The sequence below is a fragment of the Roseivivax sp. THAF197b genome, from assembly GCF_009363255.1.
Lineage (GTDB): Bacteria > Pseudomonadota > Alphaproteobacteria > Rhodobacterales > Rhodobacteraceae > Roseivivax.
This window is the reverse complement of the sequence record NZ_CP045318.1, coordinates 1040166-1059571: the sequence shown is the minus strand read 5'-3', so window position 1 is coordinate 1059571 and position 19406 is coordinate 1040166. Positions and strand designations below refer to the sequence as shown.

15 protein-coding genes and 4 tRNA genes are annotated in these 19406 nt (G+C 64.6%); 6 read left to right on the top strand and 13 right to left on the bottom strand.

The window, feature by feature from the left end; genetic code table 11:
- Positions 1 to 287: 287 nt before the first annotated feature.
- The 4 genes from recG to FIV09_RS05330 all read right to left on the bottom strand — a co-directional run bounded on the left by recG (position 288) and on the right by FIV09_RS05330 (position 5709).
- Entirely contained in the window at positions 288 to 2378 is a 2091-nt protein-coding gene (gene recG / locus FIV09_RS05345; protein WP_152449024.1) for an ATP-dependent DNA helicase RecG, read from the bottom strand.
- A complete protein-coding gene (gene ligA / locus FIV09_RS05340) occupies positions 2375 to 4510 on the bottom strand; it encodes an NAD-dependent DNA ligase LigA (protein ID WP_152449023.1) in 2136 nt (711 codons plus the stop codon). Before ligA ends, recG begins: the two co-directional genes overlap by 4 nt.
- A gap of 108 nt (positions 4511 to 4618) precedes the next feature.
- Complete coding sequence (gene ctrA, locus FIV09_RS05335; RefSeq protein ID WP_152449022.1) at positions 4619 to 5335, bottom strand: response regulator transcription factor CtrA; 717 nt, start codon at positions 5333 to 5335, stop codon at positions 4619 to 4621.
- Positions 5336 to 5430: 95 nt separating this feature from the next.
- Positions 5431 to 5709 (bottom strand): DUF1153 domain-containing protein, encoded by a 279-nt coding sequence (locus FIV09_RS05330; protein WP_152452375.1) that lies wholly within the window; start codon positions 5707 to 5709, stop codon positions 5431 to 5433.
- Positions 5710 to 5844: 135 nt separating this feature from the next.
- Here FIV09_RS05330 and mnmA point away from each other — a divergent pair, with 135 nt between their 5' ends.
- A complete protein-coding gene (gene mnmA, locus FIV09_RS05325) occupies positions 5845 to 6987 on the top strand; it encodes a tRNA 2-thiouridine(34) synthase MnmA (RefSeq protein ID WP_152449021.1) in 1143 nt (380 codons plus the stop codon).
- 255 nt (positions 6988 to 7242) lie between these two features.
- Here mnmA and FIV09_RS05320 read toward each other — a convergent pair whose 3' ends face one another.
- The 4 genes from FIV09_RS05320 to FIV09_RS05305 are packed head-to-tail and all read right to left on the bottom strand — an operon-like array spanning position 7243 to position 11481.
- On the bottom strand, positions 7243 to 8451 hold the full coding sequence (locus FIV09_RS05320; protein WP_152449020.1) for a beta-ketoacyl synthase: 1209 nt from the start codon (positions 8449 to 8451) through the stop codon (positions 7243 to 7245).
- A complete protein-coding gene (locus FIV09_RS05315; RefSeq protein ID WP_152449019.1) occupies positions 8448 to 8708 on the bottom strand; it encodes an acyl carrier protein in 261 nt (86 codons plus the stop codon). The genes FIV09_RS05320 and FIV09_RS05315 overlap by 4 nt, the downstream gene beginning before the upstream one ends.
- A gap of 37 nt (positions 8709 to 8745) precedes the next feature.
- Positions 8746 to 9837: a UDP-3-O-(3-hydroxymyristoyl)glucosamine N-acyltransferase gene (gene lpxD, locus FIV09_RS05310; RefSeq protein ID WP_152449018.1), complete on the bottom strand. Its 1092-nt coding sequence runs from the start codon at positions 9835 to 9837 to the stop codon at positions 8746 to 8748.
- 30 nt (positions 9838 to 9867) lie between these two features.
- Positions 9868 to 11481 (bottom strand): murein L,D-transpeptidase, encoded by a 1614-nt coding sequence (locus FIV09_RS05305; RefSeq protein ID WP_152449017.1) that lies wholly within the window; start codon positions 11479 to 11481, stop codon positions 9868 to 9870.
- 329 nt (positions 11482 to 11810) lie between these two features.
- Here FIV09_RS05305 and FIV09_RS05300 point away from each other — a divergent pair, with 329 nt between their 5' ends.
- Complete coding sequence (locus tag FIV09_RS05300; RefSeq protein WP_152449016.1) at positions 11811 to 12380, top strand: DUF882 domain-containing protein; 570 nt, start codon at positions 11811 to 11813, stop codon at positions 12378 to 12380.
- A 262-nt stretch (positions 12381 to 12642) separates the two neighbouring features.
- Here FIV09_RS05300 and FIV09_RS05295 read toward each other — a convergent pair.
- Both FIV09_RS05295 and FIV09_RS05290 read right to left on the bottom strand, forming a co-directional pair.
- Positions 12643 to 12719, bottom strand: a tRNA-Asp gene (locus FIV09_RS05295).
- 34 nt (positions 12720 to 12753) lie between these two features.
- Positions 12754 to 12830: transfer RNA gene (locus FIV09_RS05290), tRNA-Asp, on the bottom strand.
- 502 nt (positions 12831 to 13332) lie between these two features.
- Between FIV09_RS05290 and FIV09_RS05285 the strand changes: the two genes are divergently transcribed.
- The 4 genes from FIV09_RS05285 to FIV09_RS05270 are packed head-to-tail and all read left to right on the top strand — an operon-like array spanning position 13333 to position 18358.
- On the top strand, positions 13333 to 14187 hold the full coding sequence (locus tag FIV09_RS05285) for a LytTR family DNA-binding domain-containing protein (protein WP_152449015.1): 855 nt from the start codon (positions 13333 to 13335) through the stop codon (positions 14185 to 14187).
- 55 nt (positions 14188 to 14242) lie between these two features.
- Complete coding sequence (locus FIV09_RS05280) at positions 14243 to 14896, top strand: ABC transporter ATP-binding protein (protein ID WP_152449014.1); 654 nt, start codon at positions 14243 to 14245, stop codon at positions 14894 to 14896.
- Between the two features lie 2 nt (positions 14897 to 14898).
- The gene (locus tag FIV09_RS05275) at positions 14899 to 17295 is read left to right on the top strand and encodes an FtsX-like permease family protein (protein WP_152452373.1); all 2397 of its coding nucleotides are present in this window, start codon (positions 14899 to 14901) and stop codon (positions 17293 to 17295) included.
- Positions 17285 to 18358, top strand: a complete 1074-nt coding sequence (locus FIV09_RS05270) for a lipocalin-like domain-containing protein (RefSeq protein WP_152449013.1) — start codon at positions 17285 to 17287, stop codon at positions 18356 to 18358. The genes FIV09_RS05275 and FIV09_RS05270 overlap by 11 nt, the downstream gene beginning before the upstream one ends.
- A gap of 35 nt (positions 18359 to 18393) precedes the next feature.
- Here FIV09_RS05270 and FIV09_RS05265 read toward each other — a convergent pair.
- The 3 genes from FIV09_RS05265 to FIV09_RS20575 form a co-directional block, all read right to left on the bottom strand.
- A tRNA-Val gene (locus tag FIV09_RS05265) sits at positions 18394 to 18469 on the bottom strand.
- A gap of 104 nt (positions 18470 to 18573) precedes the next feature.
- A tRNA-Val gene (locus FIV09_RS05260) sits at positions 18574 to 18648 on the bottom strand.
- Positions 18649 to 18667: 19 nt separating this feature from the next.
- Positions 18668 to 19135, bottom strand: coding sequence for an HU family DNA-binding protein (locus FIV09_RS20575; protein WP_254702311.1), 468 nt, complete (start codon positions 19133 to 19135; stop codon positions 18668 to 18670).
- Between the last annotated feature and the right edge of the window lie 271 nt (positions 19136 to 19406).

Below are 19406 nucleotides of genomic sequence, written 5' to 3'. Positions count from 1 at the left end.
CAGTCGATGCGTTGGGACAGGCGTCCGGCACAAGCTACGCAGGCAGAAACCGAAGCGTCACGATCCGATATGCAGACCGGTGACGAGCATAACGACGAGGGAGAGCACACCCAGCGAATCCATCCAAAGCGTGCTCTGCGAGCGCCGGATCGTGGTCTTGATCTGATCAATCATCGGTGCATCCTCTCGTTGGCGTTGCCCATTTGTTCTCACAATTGACCACACCTGTAAAGAACTTTTTAAGAACATTTGAGAACACGGGAGAACAGATGGGAACAAAGAGGCGGCTAGCCGACCTGAAGCAGCCGGATCGCACGGTCCTGACGCATCAACCACAAAAGCGTCCGCGCGGCCTGACCGCGGGGCGTTTCGAGTGCCGGGTCATCTGCCAGAAGGCGGCGCGCATCGCTTTGCGCGATGGCCATGAGCCCCGCCTGCGCCTCCATATCCGCGATCTGAAATCGCGGCAGGCCCGATTGCGCCGTGCCGATCAGATCCCCGGCACCGCGCATCTCGAGGTCGACCTCCGCGATGCGGAACCCGTCCTCGGTCTCGCGCAGCGTGGTCAATCGCCGCTCCGCACTCTCATTCAGCGGCGGGCGATACATCAAAAGGCAGGTGGACTCGCCTTCCCCGCGCCCGACACGGCCACGCAATTGATGAAGCTGCGCAAGGCCGAACCATTCCGCCCGCTCGATCACCATGATGGTCGCATTGGGCACGTTGACACCCACTTCGATCACCGTGGTCGCCACCAGGACCTGGGTATCTCCGGCCACGAAGCGAGCCATGGCGGCGTCCTTCTCGGCAACAGGCATCTGGCCGTGGACAAGCCCGACAACATCGTCGCCCAGCGCGGCGCGCAAATGTTTGAACCGGTCTTCCGCCGCGGTCAGATCGACTGCCTCGCTTTCATCCACCAGGGGGCAGACCCAATAGACCTGGCGGCCTTCCGCGACAGCTCGCACCAGGTGCGAGACGACCTCGTCCATGCGTTCTGTCGATACCAACGCCGTGCGCACGGGTTTGCGCCCGGGCGGCTTCTCGTCCAGCACCGAAATATCCATATCGCCATATTGCGCAAGCGACAGGGAGCGCGGGATCGGCGTTGCCGTCATCACCAAGACGTCGGCGAGAGGCCCCTTCTCGCCCAGCTCAAGGCGCTGATTGACCCCGAACCGATGCTGTTCATCGACGATGGCCAACCGCAGATCCTTGAAGGCGACATCCTTCTGAAACACCGCATGCGTGCCGACGAGGATGTCAATGCGCCCATCCGCGAGTGCAGCAATTTTCGCCGCCCGGTCGCGACCCTTGTCCCGACCTGTCAGGATCTCGAGCGTGACGCCCGCACTCTCGGCAAGGGGGCGCAATCCGTCCAGATGCTGCCGCGCGAGAATTTCCGTAGGCGCCATCATGACGCCCTGCCCGCCCGCCTCCACCGCGATCAGCAAGGCCATGATCGCCACGAGCGTCTTGCCGGAGCCCACATCGCCCTGCAGAAGTCGGCTCATGCGGTCGGGCCCGGCCATATCCGCGGCAATCTCGGCGATGGCGCGGGTTTGCGCCCCGGTTGGCCGGTAAGGCAAGGCCTCGAGCACCTTGGTGGAGAAGCGCCCGTCGCCCCGGCTGACCTGACCGGGCCGCTTGCGCCGCGCCGCACGCGCCAGCGCCAATGTCAGTTGATGCGCCATGAACTCGTCATAGGCCAACCGTTGACGCGCGGGCGCTTCCGGCGCGAGGTCATCGGCCCCGTTCGGCGCGTGGGCTGCGCGCACCGCGTCTGCCCATCCGGGCCAGCCCGCCTTTGCCTTTTGTGCAGGATCGATCCATTCCTCAAGATCAGGCGCCCGCGCGAGCGCCGACTGCACGGCCTTGACCACGGTTTTCTGCGTGACGCCCTGGGTCAGGTGATAGACCGGCTCGAACCCCGGCAGGGTCTCAGCGTCGTCCGGCGCCAGAACATGATCGGGATGGACCATCTGCGCCCGCCCGTCGAACAACTCCACCCGCCCCGACACGATGCGGCGCTGCCCAGTGGGTAAAATCTTCTGCAGATAATCGGCGCGCCCGCGAAAGAAGAGGAGCTCAAACGCGAAATGTGCATCCTCCACGTCAATCCGGTAGGCGCCCGTGCGCGACCGAGACGGTCTGTGGTTTCCGACACGGACCTCGACCGTCAACGTGGCGGGCAGATCCACGCCCTGGATGGAGGGGAGCAGCCTGCGGTCGATGCCGGAATAGGGCAACAGGAACAGCAGATCGCGCGGCGCCTCGATGTCCAGCGCCTCCAGCGATTGCGCCGTTTTCGGCCCGACACCGTCCAGCGCGGTGAGGTCGCCGAACAGTGGAAACAGCGCTTCCGGCCGCGTGCTCATGCGGCGCCGATCAAGGTCAACCAGCCGTCTTCGTCCAGAAGCTCGATCCCAAGCTCGCGGGCCTTCTTCTCCTTGGAACCCGCGCCCGGCCCCGCGACCACAAAGTCCGTCTTGGCCGATACCGAGCCGGAAACCTTGGCCCCGAGCGCCTCCGCGCGTGCCTTGGCCTCGGCGCGGGTCATCTTCTCGAGGCTGCCGGTGAACACGACGGTCTTGCCCGCGACCGGGCTGTCTGCGGTCTGCGGACGAACCGCCTCCTCGACGTCGAGATAGGCGACCAATCGGTCGATGGAGGCGCGTTCGGCCTCTTGGTTCATCGTTGTGACCAACGATTTGGCCAGGGTCTGACCGACGCCATCTATGCCGATCAGATCGTCCCAGGCAGGCCCCTCGCAGCTTGCGGCCTCCTGCATGGCGGCCTCGAAGGCCGACCAGGTGCCGTAGTGGCGGGCCAAAAGCTTCGAGGCCACCTCGCCCACATGCCGGATGCCCAATCCGAAGATCAGCCGGCCGAGCGGGATCGTGCGGCGTGTTTCGATTGCGGCAAAGAGGTTCTCCGCGGATTTTTCGCCCCAGCCCTCGCGGTTCTTGAGCTGCTGGAGGCCCGAGCTGTACTTGTCGCGCAGGGCGAAGATATCGGCGGGTTCGCGGATCCAGCCGTCATCGTAGAATTGCTCGACCTGCTTGGCGCCCAGTCCTTCGATGTCAAAGGCCGCGCGTCCGACGAAGTGCTTCAGGCGTTCCACGGCCTGCGCGGGGCAGATCAGACCGCCGGAGCACCGGCGCACGGCGTCGCCTTCCTCGCGGATCGCATCCGATTGGCATCGCGGGCAGATTTCCGGGAAGACGAAAGGCTCGGCATCCTCCGGGCGCTTCGACAGGTCGACATCGGCGATCTTGGGGATCACGTCGCCTGCACGATAGACCTGCACCCAGTCGCCCACGCGGATATCCTTGCCGTCGCGGATCGGCGCGCCATTGGCATCCCGCCCGGCGATGTAATCTTCATTGTGCAGCGTGGCATTCGAGACCACGACGCCGCCCACGGTGACCGGTGTCAGCCGGGCGACGGGCGACAGCGCGCCGGTGCGACCCACCTGGATGTCGATCGCATCGAGCCATGTCCAGGCAAGCTCGGCAGGGAATTTATGCGCGATGGCCCAGCGCGGAGTGGTGGAGCGGAACCCGAGCCGCGATTGAAGTGCCAGATCGTCGACCTTGTAGACGACGCCGTCGATGTCATAGCCGAGCGTCGCGCGCGCCTCCTCGATAATGCGGTATTGGTCGAGCATCTCGACCGGACCGTCACAGAGCCGGGTCAGGGGATTGGTCTGAAAGCCCAGTTCTGCCAGCCGGTCGATGGCGGTTTTCTGCGTCTCCGCCAGCGGCGCAGAAATCTCTCCCCAGGCATAGGCGAAGAATTTCAGCGGCCGATCACGGGTGACGGAGGGGTCGAGCTGGCGCAGCGATCCGGCGGCCGCATTGCGCGGATTGGCGAAGGTCTTAGCCCCTTTTTCGGCCTGGCGCGTGTTCAGATCAGCGAAATCGGCGTGGCTCATATAGACCTCGCCGCGCACCTCCAGCACGTCGGGCGCGCCCTCAAGCTTTTTCGGGATGTCGTCGATGGTCCGGGCATTGGCAGTGACATTCTCGCCCTCCGCGCCATCCCCGCGGGTGGCGGCCTCCACCAGCTGGCCATTTTCATAGCGCAGGCTGAGGGATAACCCGTCGATCTTGGGTTCTGCGGTATAGTTGAGGTGCTCGTCCGCACCAAGGCCCAGATACCGACGAATCCGCGTATCGAACTCGGTGATGTCATCATCCTCGAACGCATTGGACAGCGAGAGCATCCGCACCCTGTGCTGCACTTTGTCGAACCCGTCCGAGGGCGCGGCTCCAATCTGCTCGGACGGGGAGTCGAGGCGTTTTAATTTCGGGAATCGCGCTTCGATCGCGGCGTTGCGACGCTTGAGACGGTCATACTCCGCGTCACTCAGCGTGGGGGCATCGCGCAGGTAATACTCGTCATTCGCCGTCGCCAGGCGTTGCGCGAGCCGTGCCAGTTCCTGCGCAGCCGCCTCTTCGCTCAGCGCGTCAACCGCGATCTCTCCGTTGTCCGTTTTCCCGGCCATGCCGCACGCCTCGCTCCGCCTTGTTCGAGGCAAGTGATAGGTCGCGCAGGCATGCGGGTCCAGTCCATCGCGGTTGAGGTAAAGCGGAGTGGCGGCGTTGGCCCGGGATCAGGCGCCGATGGCGATCGGTCCGGGTGTTTCGCTTGCCGGTTCGGGATCGCGCAGAACGTATCCGCGCCCCCAGACCGTTTCGATATAGCTGGCCTCACCCGTGGCTTCGGTGAGTTTCTTGCGCAGCTTGCAGATGAAGACATCGATGATCTTCAGTTCCGGCTCGTCCATGCCCCCGTAGAGATGGTTCAGGAACATCTCCTTGGTGAGGGTCGTGCCCTTGCGCAGGCTCAACAGCTCGATCATCTGGTATTCCTTGCCGGTCAGATGGACCTGCCCATCCCCGACCTCGACCGTCTTCGTATCGAGATTTACCGCGATCTTGCCCGTGCGGATCACCGATTGCGAATGCCCTTTCGAGCGCCGGATGATCGCGTGGATGCGAGCGACAAGTTCGTCCCTGTGAAATGGCTTGGTGAGGTAATCATCCGCCCCGAAACCGAAGCTTTTCAGCTTGCTTTCGGTATCGTCGTCGCCCGACAGGATCAGGATCGGCGTGTTGATCCGTGCCTTGCGCAATTGCCGCAGCACGTCATGCCCGGTGATATCAGGAAGATTTATATCGAGAAGGATCAGGTCGTAATCATAAAGCTTGGCAAGATCGACGCCCTCTTCCCCCATATCCGTCGCGTAGACGTTCAGGTTTGCATGGGTCAGCATCATCTCGATGCTTTTCGACGTCGTCAGGTCGTCTTCGACGAGTAGAACGCGCATATGGTCTCTCCCATTGAGCTGCCCGGGGTTGCGCCAATGTGTGCGTAAAAGAGTTAATCACTCCTAAAGATAGCCGAAAATACAGCAAATACAACTTAAAGTTGTCTGTATTTCTGCAGTGTTGTCGTTTTCAGAGCGTCAGGCCCGTGAAGGCGCGCCGCCGCGATCCATTCCTGCAGCTCCTCCTCCGACAGGGCGTAGAGTTCCTGCGCCTGTTTGTCGGTTATCAATCCAAAGAGCACTGCCTTGACGACAGCCAGCTTGCGCGAGGCCACCCAGCGTTTGATATCGGTTGGCGGCAGGTCCGCGCGTGTCATCGTGCTGCCATCGGGCAAATGCACCGCGCGCGGTCCGTCGATCCTTTTGAGGTACATCCGGCTGATCCCTTGTTCGTCCGGATGCGACCCTTGCGCAGTGGCGCTTAACGCAGCATGAAGCCGCCCCTTGAGAATAGGTTGGATTTTCATATATTCCGCCAGTCTCCAACCAAGCTGCAGATTGCGATCCCCATGGCCTTTGACGCAACAACCCCGAACTCGCTCGGCTTTGCCAAGCCCCCGTCCGAGACGCGCGTCGTCGTCGCCATGTCGGGCGGCGTGGACAGCTCGGTCGTGGCCGCGCAGCTGGCAGAGGAAGGCTACGACGTCGTTGGCGTCACGCTGCAGCTTTACGATCATGGCGCGGCGCTGGCCAAGAAGGGCGCCTGCTGCGCGGGGATCGACATCCACGATGCGCGCCGCGTGGCCGAGGAAATGGGTTTCCCGCATTACGTGCTCGATTACGAGAACATCTTCCGCGACGCGGTGATCGACGAATTTGCCGAAAGCTATCTGGGCGGTGCGACGCCCGTGCCCTGCATCCGCTGCAACGAGCGGGTGAAGTTCAAGGATCTCTTGGCCACCGCGAAGGATCTCGATGCCGATTGCATGGCGACAGGGCATTACATCCAGCGCAAGATGGGCGCGGCAGGACCGGAATTGCATTCCGCCGCCGATGCCAACCGCGATCAGTCCTATTTCCTGTTCTCGACCACACCCGACCAGCTCGACTATCTGCGCTTCCCCTTGGGCCATCTGCCTTCCAAGGACGCGACCCGCGCGCTGGCCGCGAAGTACGGTCTGACTGTCGCCGACAAGCCCGACAGCCAGGACATCTGCTTCGTGCCGGACGGCAATTATGCCTCCGTCATCGAGAAACTGCGCCCCGGTGCTGCGGAGCCGGGCGAGATCGTGCATGCCGACGGACGCGTTCTGGGCACCCATCGGGGCGTCATCCACTACACGATCGGGCAGCGCCGCGGGCTCGGCATCGGCGGGCTCGATGAGCCGCTTTACGTGGTCAAACTCGATGTCGACGCAAAGCGTGTGATCGTCGGCCCGAAGGACATGCTCGCCACGCGCACGGTTCCGGTCCGCGAGATCAACTGGCTCGGCGATACGCCCTTCGCCAGCCAGTCCGAATGGCATGTCTCGGTCAAGGTCCGCTCCACCCGCCCCCCGCGCGAGGCGGTGATCCGTCCCCTGTCGCCCACCGAGGCGGAGGTCGAATTGCTGACCCCGGAAGAAGGCGTGTCGCCCGGTCAGGCCTGCGTCTTCTACGAGACCGGCGGCAGCCGCATCCTTGGCGGCGGATGGATCTGGCGCGGCCACTGAGCCGGACGGCGCGCAGATGGCTTGGCGTCGCGTTTGGCCGCCCTCGGCTCCCGCGGTCTGACCGGCTTCCAACCGGACCTCTCATGCGAAACGCCCCTATGCGCTTCACCTTTCCCGAAAACCGCCGGGGGTGAATTGGGCCGCCTGCGGCCCAAGAGGGGGCCGGCCCCCTCCGCCGAGATCGGGGCCAGAAGGCCCCGAACGAGATGACATGCGCGGGCGGAACGCCCGCACCGCCAGATCAGGCAAGCACCGTCAAACGCGTGCGAAGGCCAGGACCGCGTTCAGCCCTCCGAAGGCGAAGGCGTTCGACAGGACCGCCTCGACACGGGCCTCCCGGGCGGCGTTCGGCACGACGTCCAGCGCGCATTCGGGGTCGGGCTCGTCGTAATTGATCGTGGGCGCGATCACGCCGTCGCGCAGGGCCATGATGCAGGAGAGCGCCTCGATGGCCCCGGTGCCGCCGATCACATGGCCATGCATCGACTTCGTGGACGAGATCATCAGCCGGTCCGCATGCGCCCCGAACACATCCGCCACCGCGGCGCATTCGGTCTTGTCATTGGCCGCCGTTCCGGTCCCGTGCGCATTGATATAGCCCACCTTTTCAGGGGCGAGCCCCGCATCGGCCAGCGCGCCCTGCATGGCCCGCGCGGCCCCCTGTTTCGACGGCATGACGATATCGGCGGCATCGGAGGACATCGCGGCCCCCACCACCTCGGCGAGGATCTCGGCCCCGCGCGCGCGCGCATGCTCGTAATCCTCGAAGACGAAGATGCCCGCGCCCTCGCCCTGCACCATGCCGTTGCGGTTCGCCGAAAACGGGCGGCAGCCATCCTTCGACATGACCCGCAGGCCTTCCCAGGCCTTGATCCCGCCGAAACACAGCATGCTCTCCGACCCGCCCGTGACCATGACCGGCGCCATGCCCGACCGCACGAACCAGAAGGCCTGTCCCATCGCGTGATTGGACGAGGCGCAGGCGGAGGCCACGGTGAAGCTCGGCCCCTTGATGTTCCACTGCATGGAGACATGGGAACAGGCCGCATTGTTCATCAGCTTCGGCACGATGAAGGGATGCACGCGGTTCTTCCCCTCCTCATAGACCGCGCGATAATTCTCGTCCTGCGTGGTCAGACCGCCGCCGCTCGTGCCCAGCACGACGCCCGAGCGCGCGGCCAGCTCGCCCTCGAAGCTGAGCCCCGATTGCGCGATGGCCTCTGCGGCGGCCAGAAGCGTGAATTGCGTGTAGCGATCGTAAAGCGCGATCTGCTGGCGGTTGAACCGCGACTCGGCGGCGTAGCCCGTGACCTGCCCGCCGATCCGGATAGACAGCCGGTCGGCATCGCGGATATCGAGCGGCCCGATCCCGGAACGGCCCTCGCGCATGGCCTCGAGTGTGGTCGGCACATCATGGCCGAGGGCGTTGATCGTGCCCGCGCCGGTGATGACAACCCGCCTCACGCGTGCTGTTCGGCGACCAGCCGCTCGACCTCGGCGACGATCTTGCGCACGGATGAGATATCGAAGCCGCTTTCCCCGGGGGCGTTGGCGTTGAACGGCACGGAGATATCGAAGGCTTCCTCGATGGCGAAGATCGATTCCACCAGCGCCATGGAATCGATGCCCAGATCCTCAAGCGTCATGTCCATGTCCACATCCGACGGCTCGAGCACCGCCTGATCGGCCAGAATTTCAACAACCTTCGTCTTCACATCCATGGATCATCTGCCCGGTCTGTCGCCATTTCCCTGCGATTTAGCCATTCCCCGAGAGCTTTGAAACCGCTTTCCTGAGCGCGTCGACCTCCCGGAACAATCGTGGCAGGCGGCGCAGGCCCTTATAGGCTTCGATATTCTGATCCATCTTCATGGCGGGATAGCCCATCATCACCCGCCCCTCGGGCACGTTCGACAGCGCCAGCGTGCCTGCCCCGAGGATAACGCGCGCCCCGATCTTCAGATTGTCGCCGACACCGGATTGCCCGCCGAGCACGCTGTGATCTCCGATCACCGTGGAGCCCCCGATCCCGACCATCCCACAGAGCAGGCAATGCTGCCCGACCACCACGTTATGGCCGACCTGGACGTTGTTATCGATCTTGGTTCCGGTGCCGATGCCGGTGTCGCGGACCGTTCCCCTGTCGATCGAGGAATTGGCCCCGACCTCCACGTCGTCGCCAAGGGTGACAGCCCCTAGCGAATGGATCCGCGCCCAGGGTTGGGCCTCGGCCGCGCCCTGATCGCCGAGGCTTTCGCGCGCCCGCTCCACCCCGGAGACTTCCGGCGTCACGAAGGAGAAGCCGTCGGAGCCGATGACCGCGTTGAATTGCACGATGAGCCGGTCTCCGGCAGTCACACCCGCGCCGATCCGCGCACCGGCATGGACAAGCGCGCCCGCCCCGATGCGCGCGCCGCGCCCGATGAAGACCTGCGGGCCGATCACCGATCCTGTGCCGATCTCGACTTCTGCCCCGATCACGGTGAAGGGACCAACGGCCACGTCCGGCGCGATACGCGCCGATGGATCGATGTGAGCCGTTTCGTGAATGCCTGCGCCGTAGCCCTGCCCGGGATCGAACGCCGCCGAGACCCCCGAAAGCGCGTAACGCGGCCGCTTGGCCAGGATCGCGGCCTTGAGGCCCATGCCCTGCCAATCCGCCCCGTCCCAAAGAAGCGCCGCCTGCGCCTCTCCCTGACCGAGCTGCTCGGCGAAGGCGGGCTTCAGCGCGATGGCCAGACGATCCGGCGGACAATCTGCGGGCTCTGCCACCCCCTCGACCGCGATGGCACCATCCCCCACCGCCTTGAGGCCGAGGGCATGAGCGATCTCGTCTATAGTATGGCGCATTGGGGCCTCCGGGCAGAATTGCCCGAAGTGTTAGCTTTGAAGGCCGCCCAGCGAAACCCCTGCCGCTTCGAGCGCCTGCCAGATCTGCGCGTCGCGGCCGTAGATGTCGTCGCGGAACTGCGTGCGACCCTTCGCGGTGGTGAAGGCCGTGCGATAGATCAGGTGGACCGGCACTTCCTTCTCCAGAACGACGCGATGGGTCTGGCCCGTGCGCAGCTTGGATTTGAAGAACCCGACCGGATCGTCTTCCTGCTTGGCGAGCAGCGCGTATGCAAAGTCGTGCGGGTCGTTCAAGCGAACGCAGCCATGCGAGAAGGCGCGCACCTCGCGGGAGAACAGGCTCTTGGCGGGCGTGTCATGCAGATAAATGTTGTAGCGGTTGGGGAACATGAACTTCACGGTGCCAAGCGCGTTCTTCGGCCCCGGCGGCTGCTGCATCGAGAACGGGAAGCTCGAGGCGGAATATTGCGCGAAGCTGCGTCCCCGGCTGACCGTGCGCCCGCGGCTGTCGACGATGCGCAGATGCCCCGCCGCACCGGGATTGCGCCGCAATGCGGGCAGGTATTCGTTCACGATGATGGAGCGCGGGACGTACCAGCTCGGATTGATCTCCATATGCTCCATCACGTCGGAAAACTCCGGCGTCTGATGGGTGGAGAGATTCTTGCCGATCACGGACCGCGTCTCGAAGGTGACCTTCTCGTCATCATAGATTCGCGCGACGAACTCGGTGAGGTTCACCTTGATATGCCGCTGGCCGAGGCCGCCCGGCATGTTCATCCAGCGCTCGCGCTCCATCGCGACGATCACGGATTTGAGCCGTGCGTCGATACCGACATTGATGGCCTTGAGCGTGGCCGCGCCCGCGATGCCGTCCTCCTCCATGCCGTGATCGCGCTGGAAGTCGCGCACGGCGGCCTCGATCGTCTTGTCGTAGCGCGCCGTCGAGGTGTGCCCGAGATAGTCCATCGCGATGAGCCGGTTGCGCAGATCGACCACGGCCTGTCCGGTATCGCCCGGCTCCAGCTTGGACGCGCTGACCGTCTTGCCCCAACCGCCCTTCGCGCGCCGCTTCTCGAGCGCCACACGGGTCGCCATCAGGCGCACATATTCCGGACTTTGCGGTGCGAGCGACCGGAACAGCGCGCGCGGCGGTTCTCCCATCAGCCGTGCCAGCAGCTCTTCGGGGCTACGCATATGCGGATCGCGCTTGATGCCGCTGGCCGCGCGACGCGGATCGAGGATGCCGGTCTGCAAGTCATGGGCAAGCTTGAGATAGGCCTTGGACAGCGCAATCTCGGCGACCCCCCGATCGCGGGGCGTGCGGGCGTCGCGCAGCTGGGCATAAAGCGCATCGGCATTGTGACGGGATGCGGGAATGCCATGGGCCGGTGCGCGTCGCATCGCATCGAGCAGGAAGGCGCGGCGCTGGCGGTCGAGTTCCCCCTCGCCGGTCCAGACGGGCTCGAAAATTCGTGCGCGGTAGAAATCGTTCAGGCCCTCATGATCCGCCACGTTTTCCGCCACTGCCTGTTTGAAGGCCGTCACCTGCGCCGTCGCAGGCAAGGCCACAGCCCCGAGGACCAGGGCGAGTGCGCTGGCCGCAGCAAAGTGTTTCAGGACAGGGGGAAGACGGAAGACCATGCAGGAACCTCAAAATACTTTGACACAAAGGGCTTAGCTTATCTGACGGGCAATCGTGGGTGCTGTCCATTCACAAATGCTTTCCCCATCGCTTTGGATCCCGGATTTTTTACGCCGCAGCGCGCTTGTGACATGGCTGCGACAATCTGGACACGTGCCTGCAATTTCAGCGGCTTTTCGCCGAAAATTGTTGTACGCTTCGTGAACATCCCCGGACCGGGTTTCAGACAGATTCGGTTTGTGCAATAAAAATTAGGACATCTGGGGATAGATGGCAGGCGTGCCCAACGAGGCGCGCGATACAGGACAGAAAACGGGACAGGCTTCCGATGACCGATGCACGCTTTGGCGGCTTCACGCGCCGTGGGCTTTTGCAGGCCTTCGCCGCGACCACGATCACAGCCGCGCCGACTTTCGCTAATGCCGCGGGATTTCTTCGCGGCGGCGGGGATATCCGCCGTATCAAGATGTATTCCGGGCGTACCGGGGAACGTATCGACATGATCTACTGGGTGGACGGCGATTACATCGCCGACGCCGTCAAGGAGATCAATTTCTTCATGCGCGACTGGCGCAACAACAAGGTCAAGGGAATCGATCTGCGGACGATCGACATCATGGCTGCATCGCATAACCTTCTGGATGCGTCCGACCCTTACATGCTGATCTCGGGTTATCGCAGCCCCGAGACGAACGCGATGCTGCGCCGCCGGTCCTCCGGCGTTGCCAAGAACTCCCGCCATCTTCGGGGCGAGGCTGCAGATCTGCGGCTCAACTCGCGCTCCGTGGGACAAATCGCCAAGGCGGCGGCGGCCTGCCGTGCCGGCGGCGTCGGCCGGTATTCCGGTTCGAACTTCGTGCACATGGATTGCGGTCCGGTACGCAGCTGGGGCCGGTAAGGCCCCGAAGAAAAACAAAAAATGATGGAAGGCGCCCGATGCGGCGCCTTTTTTCGTGGGGGCATTTCCGATGTGGGGCGCTCTATACCGATGGCCCGGCGTTCGGGAGCGCTGGGCAAGGGCGCGGCCCAAGGGCCGCGTGGAGGCTCTGCCTCCAAACCTCCGGAGGTATTTTTGGTCCGAACGTGACAAAGGCCCGCGCCAAATGCCCGAGGTGGGACACGCGGGCGGCGCCATCTTTTCCGAACTGTCGAGGAAGAAGTGGCGCGGTTGACGGGGCTCGAACCCGCGACCCCCGGCGTGACAGGCCGGTACTCTAACCAACTGAGCTACAACCGCGCATTACGCACGAGACTTCGGGACGGGACAGCGGTGGCGCGGTTGACGGGGCTCGAACCCGCGACCCCCGGCGTGACAGGCCGGTACTCTAACCAACTGAGCTACAACCGCTCGCTGCCCGTCCGGTCGCCCGGACGTGTCGCGCGTTCTATGGCCGCACCTCCTCCCCGTCAAGCGGAATTGGCGGTGGTTTTCACGAAGAATGCGACTTGCCGGAAAGTTCGCGGAATTGAGCGTGGGGATCGCGGAATGCGAAAGGCCATGAGCACGTGGCGGTGGCCTTTCCTGGCCATGCGATGGGTGACTTGGGAAGGCGGGCAGAACCCTGCAGCCGCCGGACGCGCGCAGATTTTTATTAACCACGTTTCGCGCTCGTGCGGTGCCGCCCGGCATGTCCGGTGGGGTGTAACTGCAATTGTTTGGACGTGGCCTGCACGGCAGCAGATCAGACAGAGACATCCCGCACAGATACATGGGAAGCCAATTACGCAATCCTATTGATTTAAGGCCGAACTGACGCTAAACGGCGTCAATTCTGTCGAATTCCGTGCTTTCGAGGACATCTTTCGCCAGGTGCAGGACACCGCGTTTCACCAGTTGAAGAAGCTGAGCCGTGATCAAGAGTGCAGATACCCCCCAGCCGGAATGGCATATTCAAGACTGGTTCGGAAAGCGCCACATCTGCGATTGCGGCCTGATCCGGGACACGCTGCGCTCGGACAATGGGCGGATCCTCGTGATGTGCCTGTTGCTCGTGCTGGTCATCTCCGACCCGCTGCGCCTTTTCAGCCATGCGGACCATTCGCTGGCCTTTCTCGGCTACCTCATCTTGCTGCCGATATATGCGCTCTGTCATTGGGCGATGCTGCACGGCGCTACGTCGCTGCGCGAAGCGGGGTTGCTTCGACACTGGCCCATACTGGTCTCCACCCTGCTCTCCGCGATGATCGTGACGGTGCCGTTCCTGTTTCTGATGGCCAATGTCAGTTGTACCAATGCGCTGTTCTGCGCCTCGATCTACGCCGTATTGCTCGGAATATTCGAGACACTGTTCCTGCGATTCGTCCTGCCCGCGGAGGCCCGCGCGCTTTGGCCCGAGAGCAAAGAGAGCGCAGCGCCCGGGGTTTCCGCCGAAAGCCTGGCCCCCCGCACTGCAGACCAGATCTTCGTCGGCGGATTGTGCATCGATCTCCATGATCTGCTCGCGATCGAGGCCCGCCAGCATCACCTGTGTATCCACCTCAAGGGTGGCGAGGTGACGCGCCGCGCGCGCCTGCGCGACGTGCTCGCACAGGTTCCCGAGAGCAGCGGCATCCAGCCGCACCGTTCATGGTGGGTGGCCGCGCAGGCTGTGACGCGCCTGATCCGGCGCGACGGAAAATCCTTTCTGCAACTGGCAGATGGCACGGACATACCGGTGGCCCGCGCCCGCCTCGACACCGTGACCACCTGGCTCGACCAGCGCTGAGCCTTTGCCTTGGAAGGCGCCGCCGCTACCTCGATCACACGACCGAGGAGAGCCCATGCTGACTGCCCGCGATATCGAGAAAAGTTACACCTCCGCCGACCGGGCGCTGGCCGTTCTGAGAGGCGTGTCGCTTGATGTGGCGGGCGGGGAAAGCGTGGCGCTGACGGGCGAATCAGGCTCCGGGAAAAGCACGCTCCTGCATTGCCTGGGCTGTCTGGACACGCCCGATCGCGGCGAGGTGACGCTCGATGGCACGCGGCTTTCGGGCCTCGATGAAGCGGGCCGCGCGGCCATGCGCCGGGACCGGATCGGCGTGGTCTTCCAAAGCCTGAACCTCATCCCGTCCCTCGATGTGCGCGCGAACCTGTCCTTCCAGGCGCGCCTGTCGGGTCACGCCGACCCGGACTGGCAGGCCGAATTGTCCGAGCGGCTGGGCCTCACGCCCTATCTCGACCGCTATCCCGAAGAACTGTCTGGCGGGCAGCAGCAGCGCGTCGCCATCGGCCGCGCCATCGCCAACCGCCCTGCCCTGTTGCTGGCGGATGAGCCGACCGGAAACCTCGATGAGGACACGGCGGGGCGCGTGCTGGATCTGCTTCTGGAGCTCGCGTGCGAGACGGGTGCCGCTTTCCTTATGGTCACCCATTCGGAGCGGCATGCGGCACGCATGGACAGGCGGCTGCATCTCGAACAGGGCCGCATCGCATGATGATGCGCACGGGATTATCGGCGCTGCTTGCCCATTGGTGGCGGCATCCGATCCAGCTTGCGACCTTGCTGATCGGGCTGGCGCTGGCAACAGCGCTCTGGTCCGGGGTGCAGGCGATCAATGCCGAAGCGCGCGCGAGCTATGATCGCGCCGCAGGAGCGCTGGGACAGGGCACGCTCGACCGGCTAGTCTCTGCCGAAGGCGTCACCATGACCGATTTCGCGGAATTGCGGCGGGCGGGCTATGCGGTCACGCCGCTGGTCGAAGGCAGTCTGACGCTTGGCGAGACGCGCCTCACCCTGCGCGGGATCGACCCGCTCACCGCGCCGCCGGGCCTTGGCAGCGCGGCCATCGCGGGCGATGCGGAGGCGCTTGACGGGCTCCTGTCGGAGACGGGTCTCCTGATCGTCGCACCCGAGACCGCAGAGACGGTGCGGAACGCCGATCTGCCGCCGCTTCGCCTGAGCGGACAGGTCGCGCAAGGCACTGCCCTGACCGATATCACCACTACGCAACGGCTTCTGGGGCTCGACCAACTGACCGCCCTCGTGATCGCGCCCGAACAGGCATTTGGCCTGCCCGCGATCGAAACCGCGACGGAGCTCACGCGAATCGAGGGGCAAACGGGCGGCGATCTCGCGCGGCTGACCGATTCCTTCCACCTCAACTTGACCGCGTTCGGCCTTCTGTCTTTCGCCGTCGGTCTGTTCATCGTGCAATCGGCCATCGGCCTCGCCTTCGAACAGCGCCGCGCGACCTTCCGCACCCTGCGCGCGCTCGGCTTGCCCCTGTCACGGCTGATGCTGCTTCTAGGCGCGGAACTGTCGCTGATCGCGCTGGTCGCCGGGATCGCGGGCATCGCATTGGGCTACGCCATCGCCGCAGCGCTCCTGCCCGGGGTCGCGGGCACGCTGCGCGGGCTCTACGGTGCGGATGTGTCGGGCCAGCTCGGCTTCGATCCGCTTTGGGCGCTCTCGGCTCTTGCGATTGCCCTTCTGGGCGCGGGTCTGGCGGGGGCGCAGGCGCTTTGGCGCGTAGCGAAGATGCCGCTTCTGGCGCCGGCCCAGCCCCGCGCCTGGGCGATGGCGAATGCGCGCGCGTTGCGCGTGCAGGGCGTGTTCGCCGCTTCTTTGCTGCTGGGCAGTGCGATCCTGGCCGTTTGGGGATCGGGCCTGATACTGGCCTTCGCCTGCCTTGCGGCACTCCTGATCGGTGCTGCCCTGGCGTTGCCGCCTGTGCTGATCGGAGCCTTGCGCGCGATGCGCCCCTTGGAACGCGGCCCGATCGGCGAGTGGCTTCTGGCCGATGCCCGCCAGCAGGTCCCGGCCCTGTCGCTGGCACTGATGGCGCTTCTGCTGGCCCTCTCGGCCAATATCGGCGTCGGCACGATGGTCGGCTCCTTCCGGACGACCTTCACCGGGTGGCTCGATCAACGCCTCGCGGCGGAGCTTTACGTCACCGCCCGGACGCCGGGCGAGGCGCAGGCGATCCGGGATCGCGTGGCGCCCGAGGTGGATGCGATCCTGCCCGTCTGGTCCGTCGATGTGAACGTCGCAGACCAGCCAGCGGAAATCTTCGGCGTCGCGGATCACCCGACCTATCGCGACAACTGGCCACTTTTGCGCGCCGCCCCCGACGTCTGGGACCGCATCGCTGCGGGCGATGCGGTGCTGGTCAACGAACAGCTTTACCGCCGCGAGGATCTGGCTCTTGGAGACGAGGTCGCGATCACCCCGGATTGGAGCCTGCCCATCGCCGGCGTCTACTCGGATTACGGCAATCCGGCCGGTCAGCTGATTACGGGCATCGACGCGCTCGATCAGCGGTTCCCGGACCGCCCGCGCTTGCGCTTTGCCCTCAGGGTGGATCCCGAGCGCGTCCCGGACCTCGCGCAGGACCTGCGCCAGCGCTTCGATCTGCCCGATGGGAATGTCATCGATCAGGCACAGGTGAAGGCCCTGTCCTTGCGCATTTTCGACCAGACCTTCCTCGTCTCGGGCGCGCTCAACGTGCTGACGCTCGGGGTTGCGGGCTTTGCGATCCTCACGAGCCTTCTGACGCTGTCGAGCCTGCGCCTGCCGCAGCTGGCCCCGGTCTGGGCGCTTGGTTTGACGCCCGGTCGGCTGGGCTGGCTCGAGATCGCGCGCACCGCTCTCCTCGCGCTTCTGACCTGGGCCATTGCCGTGCCCGTTGGCCTGTGCCTCGCCTGGGTGCTGCTGGCCATCGTCAATGTGGAGGCCTTCGGCTGGCGCCTGCCCATGGCGCTTTTCCCGGTGCAATGGCTGTGGCTTGCGTTGGCCGCCCTTGCCGCGGCGATCCTCGCCTGCCTCTGGCCGGTCTTTCGCTTGACGCGGCTACCGCCCTCCCAACTTCTGCGGGTGTTCGCAAATGATCGTTAAAGTCTCCCTGATCCTGGCCTGTCTCGCGGCCCCCCTGCCCGCGCTTGCCCAAGGTTTTGCGGGGCTCGGCGCGGAGGCGGAGGGCTTCGCCGTCCCTCAACCGGACACCACTTTCGAATTTCCCGCCGATCACCTGCCGCATCCCGATTACCGGATCGAGTGGTGGTATCTGACCACGAACCTGACGGCGGAGGATGGCACGGAATATGGCGGGCAATGGACGCTCTTTCGCTCGGCCCGCAGGCCCGACACCGCGGAGGGATGGGAGGCCGATCAGCTATGGATGGGCCATGCGGCATTGACCTCGGCGGATTGGCACCGCGTCGCCGAACGGCTGGGTCGGGGCGGCACCGGACAGGCAGGCGTCACCCCGGACCCCTTCGAGGCCTTCATTGACGATTGGTCGCTCCGCTCGGATGCGGAGGCGGGCGAAGACGCGCTGTCATCCGTGCAACTGACCGCACGGGGGCGCGATTTCGCCTATGATCTCGCGCTCGACGCGACCGGCCCGCTGATTTTTCAGGGCGATGCGGGCTATTCGGTCAAATCCGCCGAAGGTCAGGCAAGCTATTACTATTCCCAGCCCTTCTACGAGGTCGCGGGCACGCTGTCCCTGCCCGAGGGCGATGTCGAAGTGACCGGAACCGCCTGGCTCGATCGGGAATGGTCCTCGCAGCCCTTGTCGGAGACGCAGACCGGCTGGGACTGGTTTTCGCTGAACTTCGACGGGGGCGCGAAGCTGATGGGCTTCGGCTTGCGGTCCTCGGATGGCGGGCATTTCACCTCCGCCACCTGGATCACGGAGACGGGCGAGACGCGGCCCTATGGCGACGGCGCGCTGCGACTGACCCCGCTTGAGACGGCAGACGTGGCGGGCCGCGACATCCCGGTGCGCTGGCGCGTCGAACTGCCCGAAGAAGGGCTCGACATCACGACTGAGCCGCTGAACCCGCAGGCCTGGATGGGAACGCTCTTTCCCTATTGGGAAGGTCCGATCACGCTGTCGGGCAGCCATCCCGGTCGCGGTTATCTGGAGATGACGGGATACGCCGAGCGGGACTGACCTGGCGGTGGGTGTCACGGGAGCGTCGGCGGGAATGGTGGGCGGTGAGGGATTCGAACCCCCGACATCTTCGGTGTAAACGAAGCGCTCTACCAGCTGAGCTAACCGCCCCCGACCCGCTGTCTAGAGCGGCGCCGCACGGCCTTCAAGCCCTCTCGCACCGCTCCTGCAAAGGAAAAGGCGCGCCCCGATCGGATGCGCGCCTTTCCGAATTCTGGTGGGTGATAAGAGATTCGAACTCCTGACATCTTCGATGTGAACGAAGCGCTCTACCACTGAGCTAATCACCCGGTGCGGGCGTCTTTAGCTTTACTCCGCCGCCTGCGCAAGGGGGTCAGGCGCGTCCTTTTCGGCCTCTTGCGGCTGGCGCACCTTGGTGACGAGGACCTGCCCGTTGCCGGTGTCGCGCACGCGCTGCACCTTCATCTTGCCGAAGGGTTTGACGTTCAGATCCCGGCCCTCGGCCAGCGCCTCGCCCAGGATTTCAAGCGCCGCCTCGATCGCGGGTTTCGCGTCGCGTTTCTTCACACCCGAACGGCGCACCACCTTGTCTATGAGCTCGCGCTTTTTCAGCTCGGGCTGCATGGCAGGGGGCAGCAGCGTCGGATCGAGCGTGGCCGCCACGGCGGTATGCAGCGCATCCTCCGTTTTTGCGGGTTCCGGCGCGGGCGCGGCTGCGGGACGCACAGCAGCCGTCTTGCGGGGCGCGCGCGGTTTCGCGGGCGTGCGCGCGGATTTCGCGGACGTGGTCCGAGATGTGGTTTTCGAGGTGGTCATATCGCCTGTATCCTTCTTGTGGGGCCGTTTGCGGCCTTCTGCTCGGGCAGACGATAGCAGGTAATCTGCGTTTCGCCAAAACCTTGTCGGCCCGAAAGGCGCAGTCAGGGCCGAAATGACGCGATAACATCGCTGTTTTGACGGGAAATTGTTGCTGCTGGACGCCTGCGCAAGGTCGGCTCTCCCCGCGAGAGCGCCGAGGCCGACAACCCGCCGAGGAGCGGCTCCATAACCTTGCAGCACGAAAAACGCCGCGGGCCAGAGACCCGCG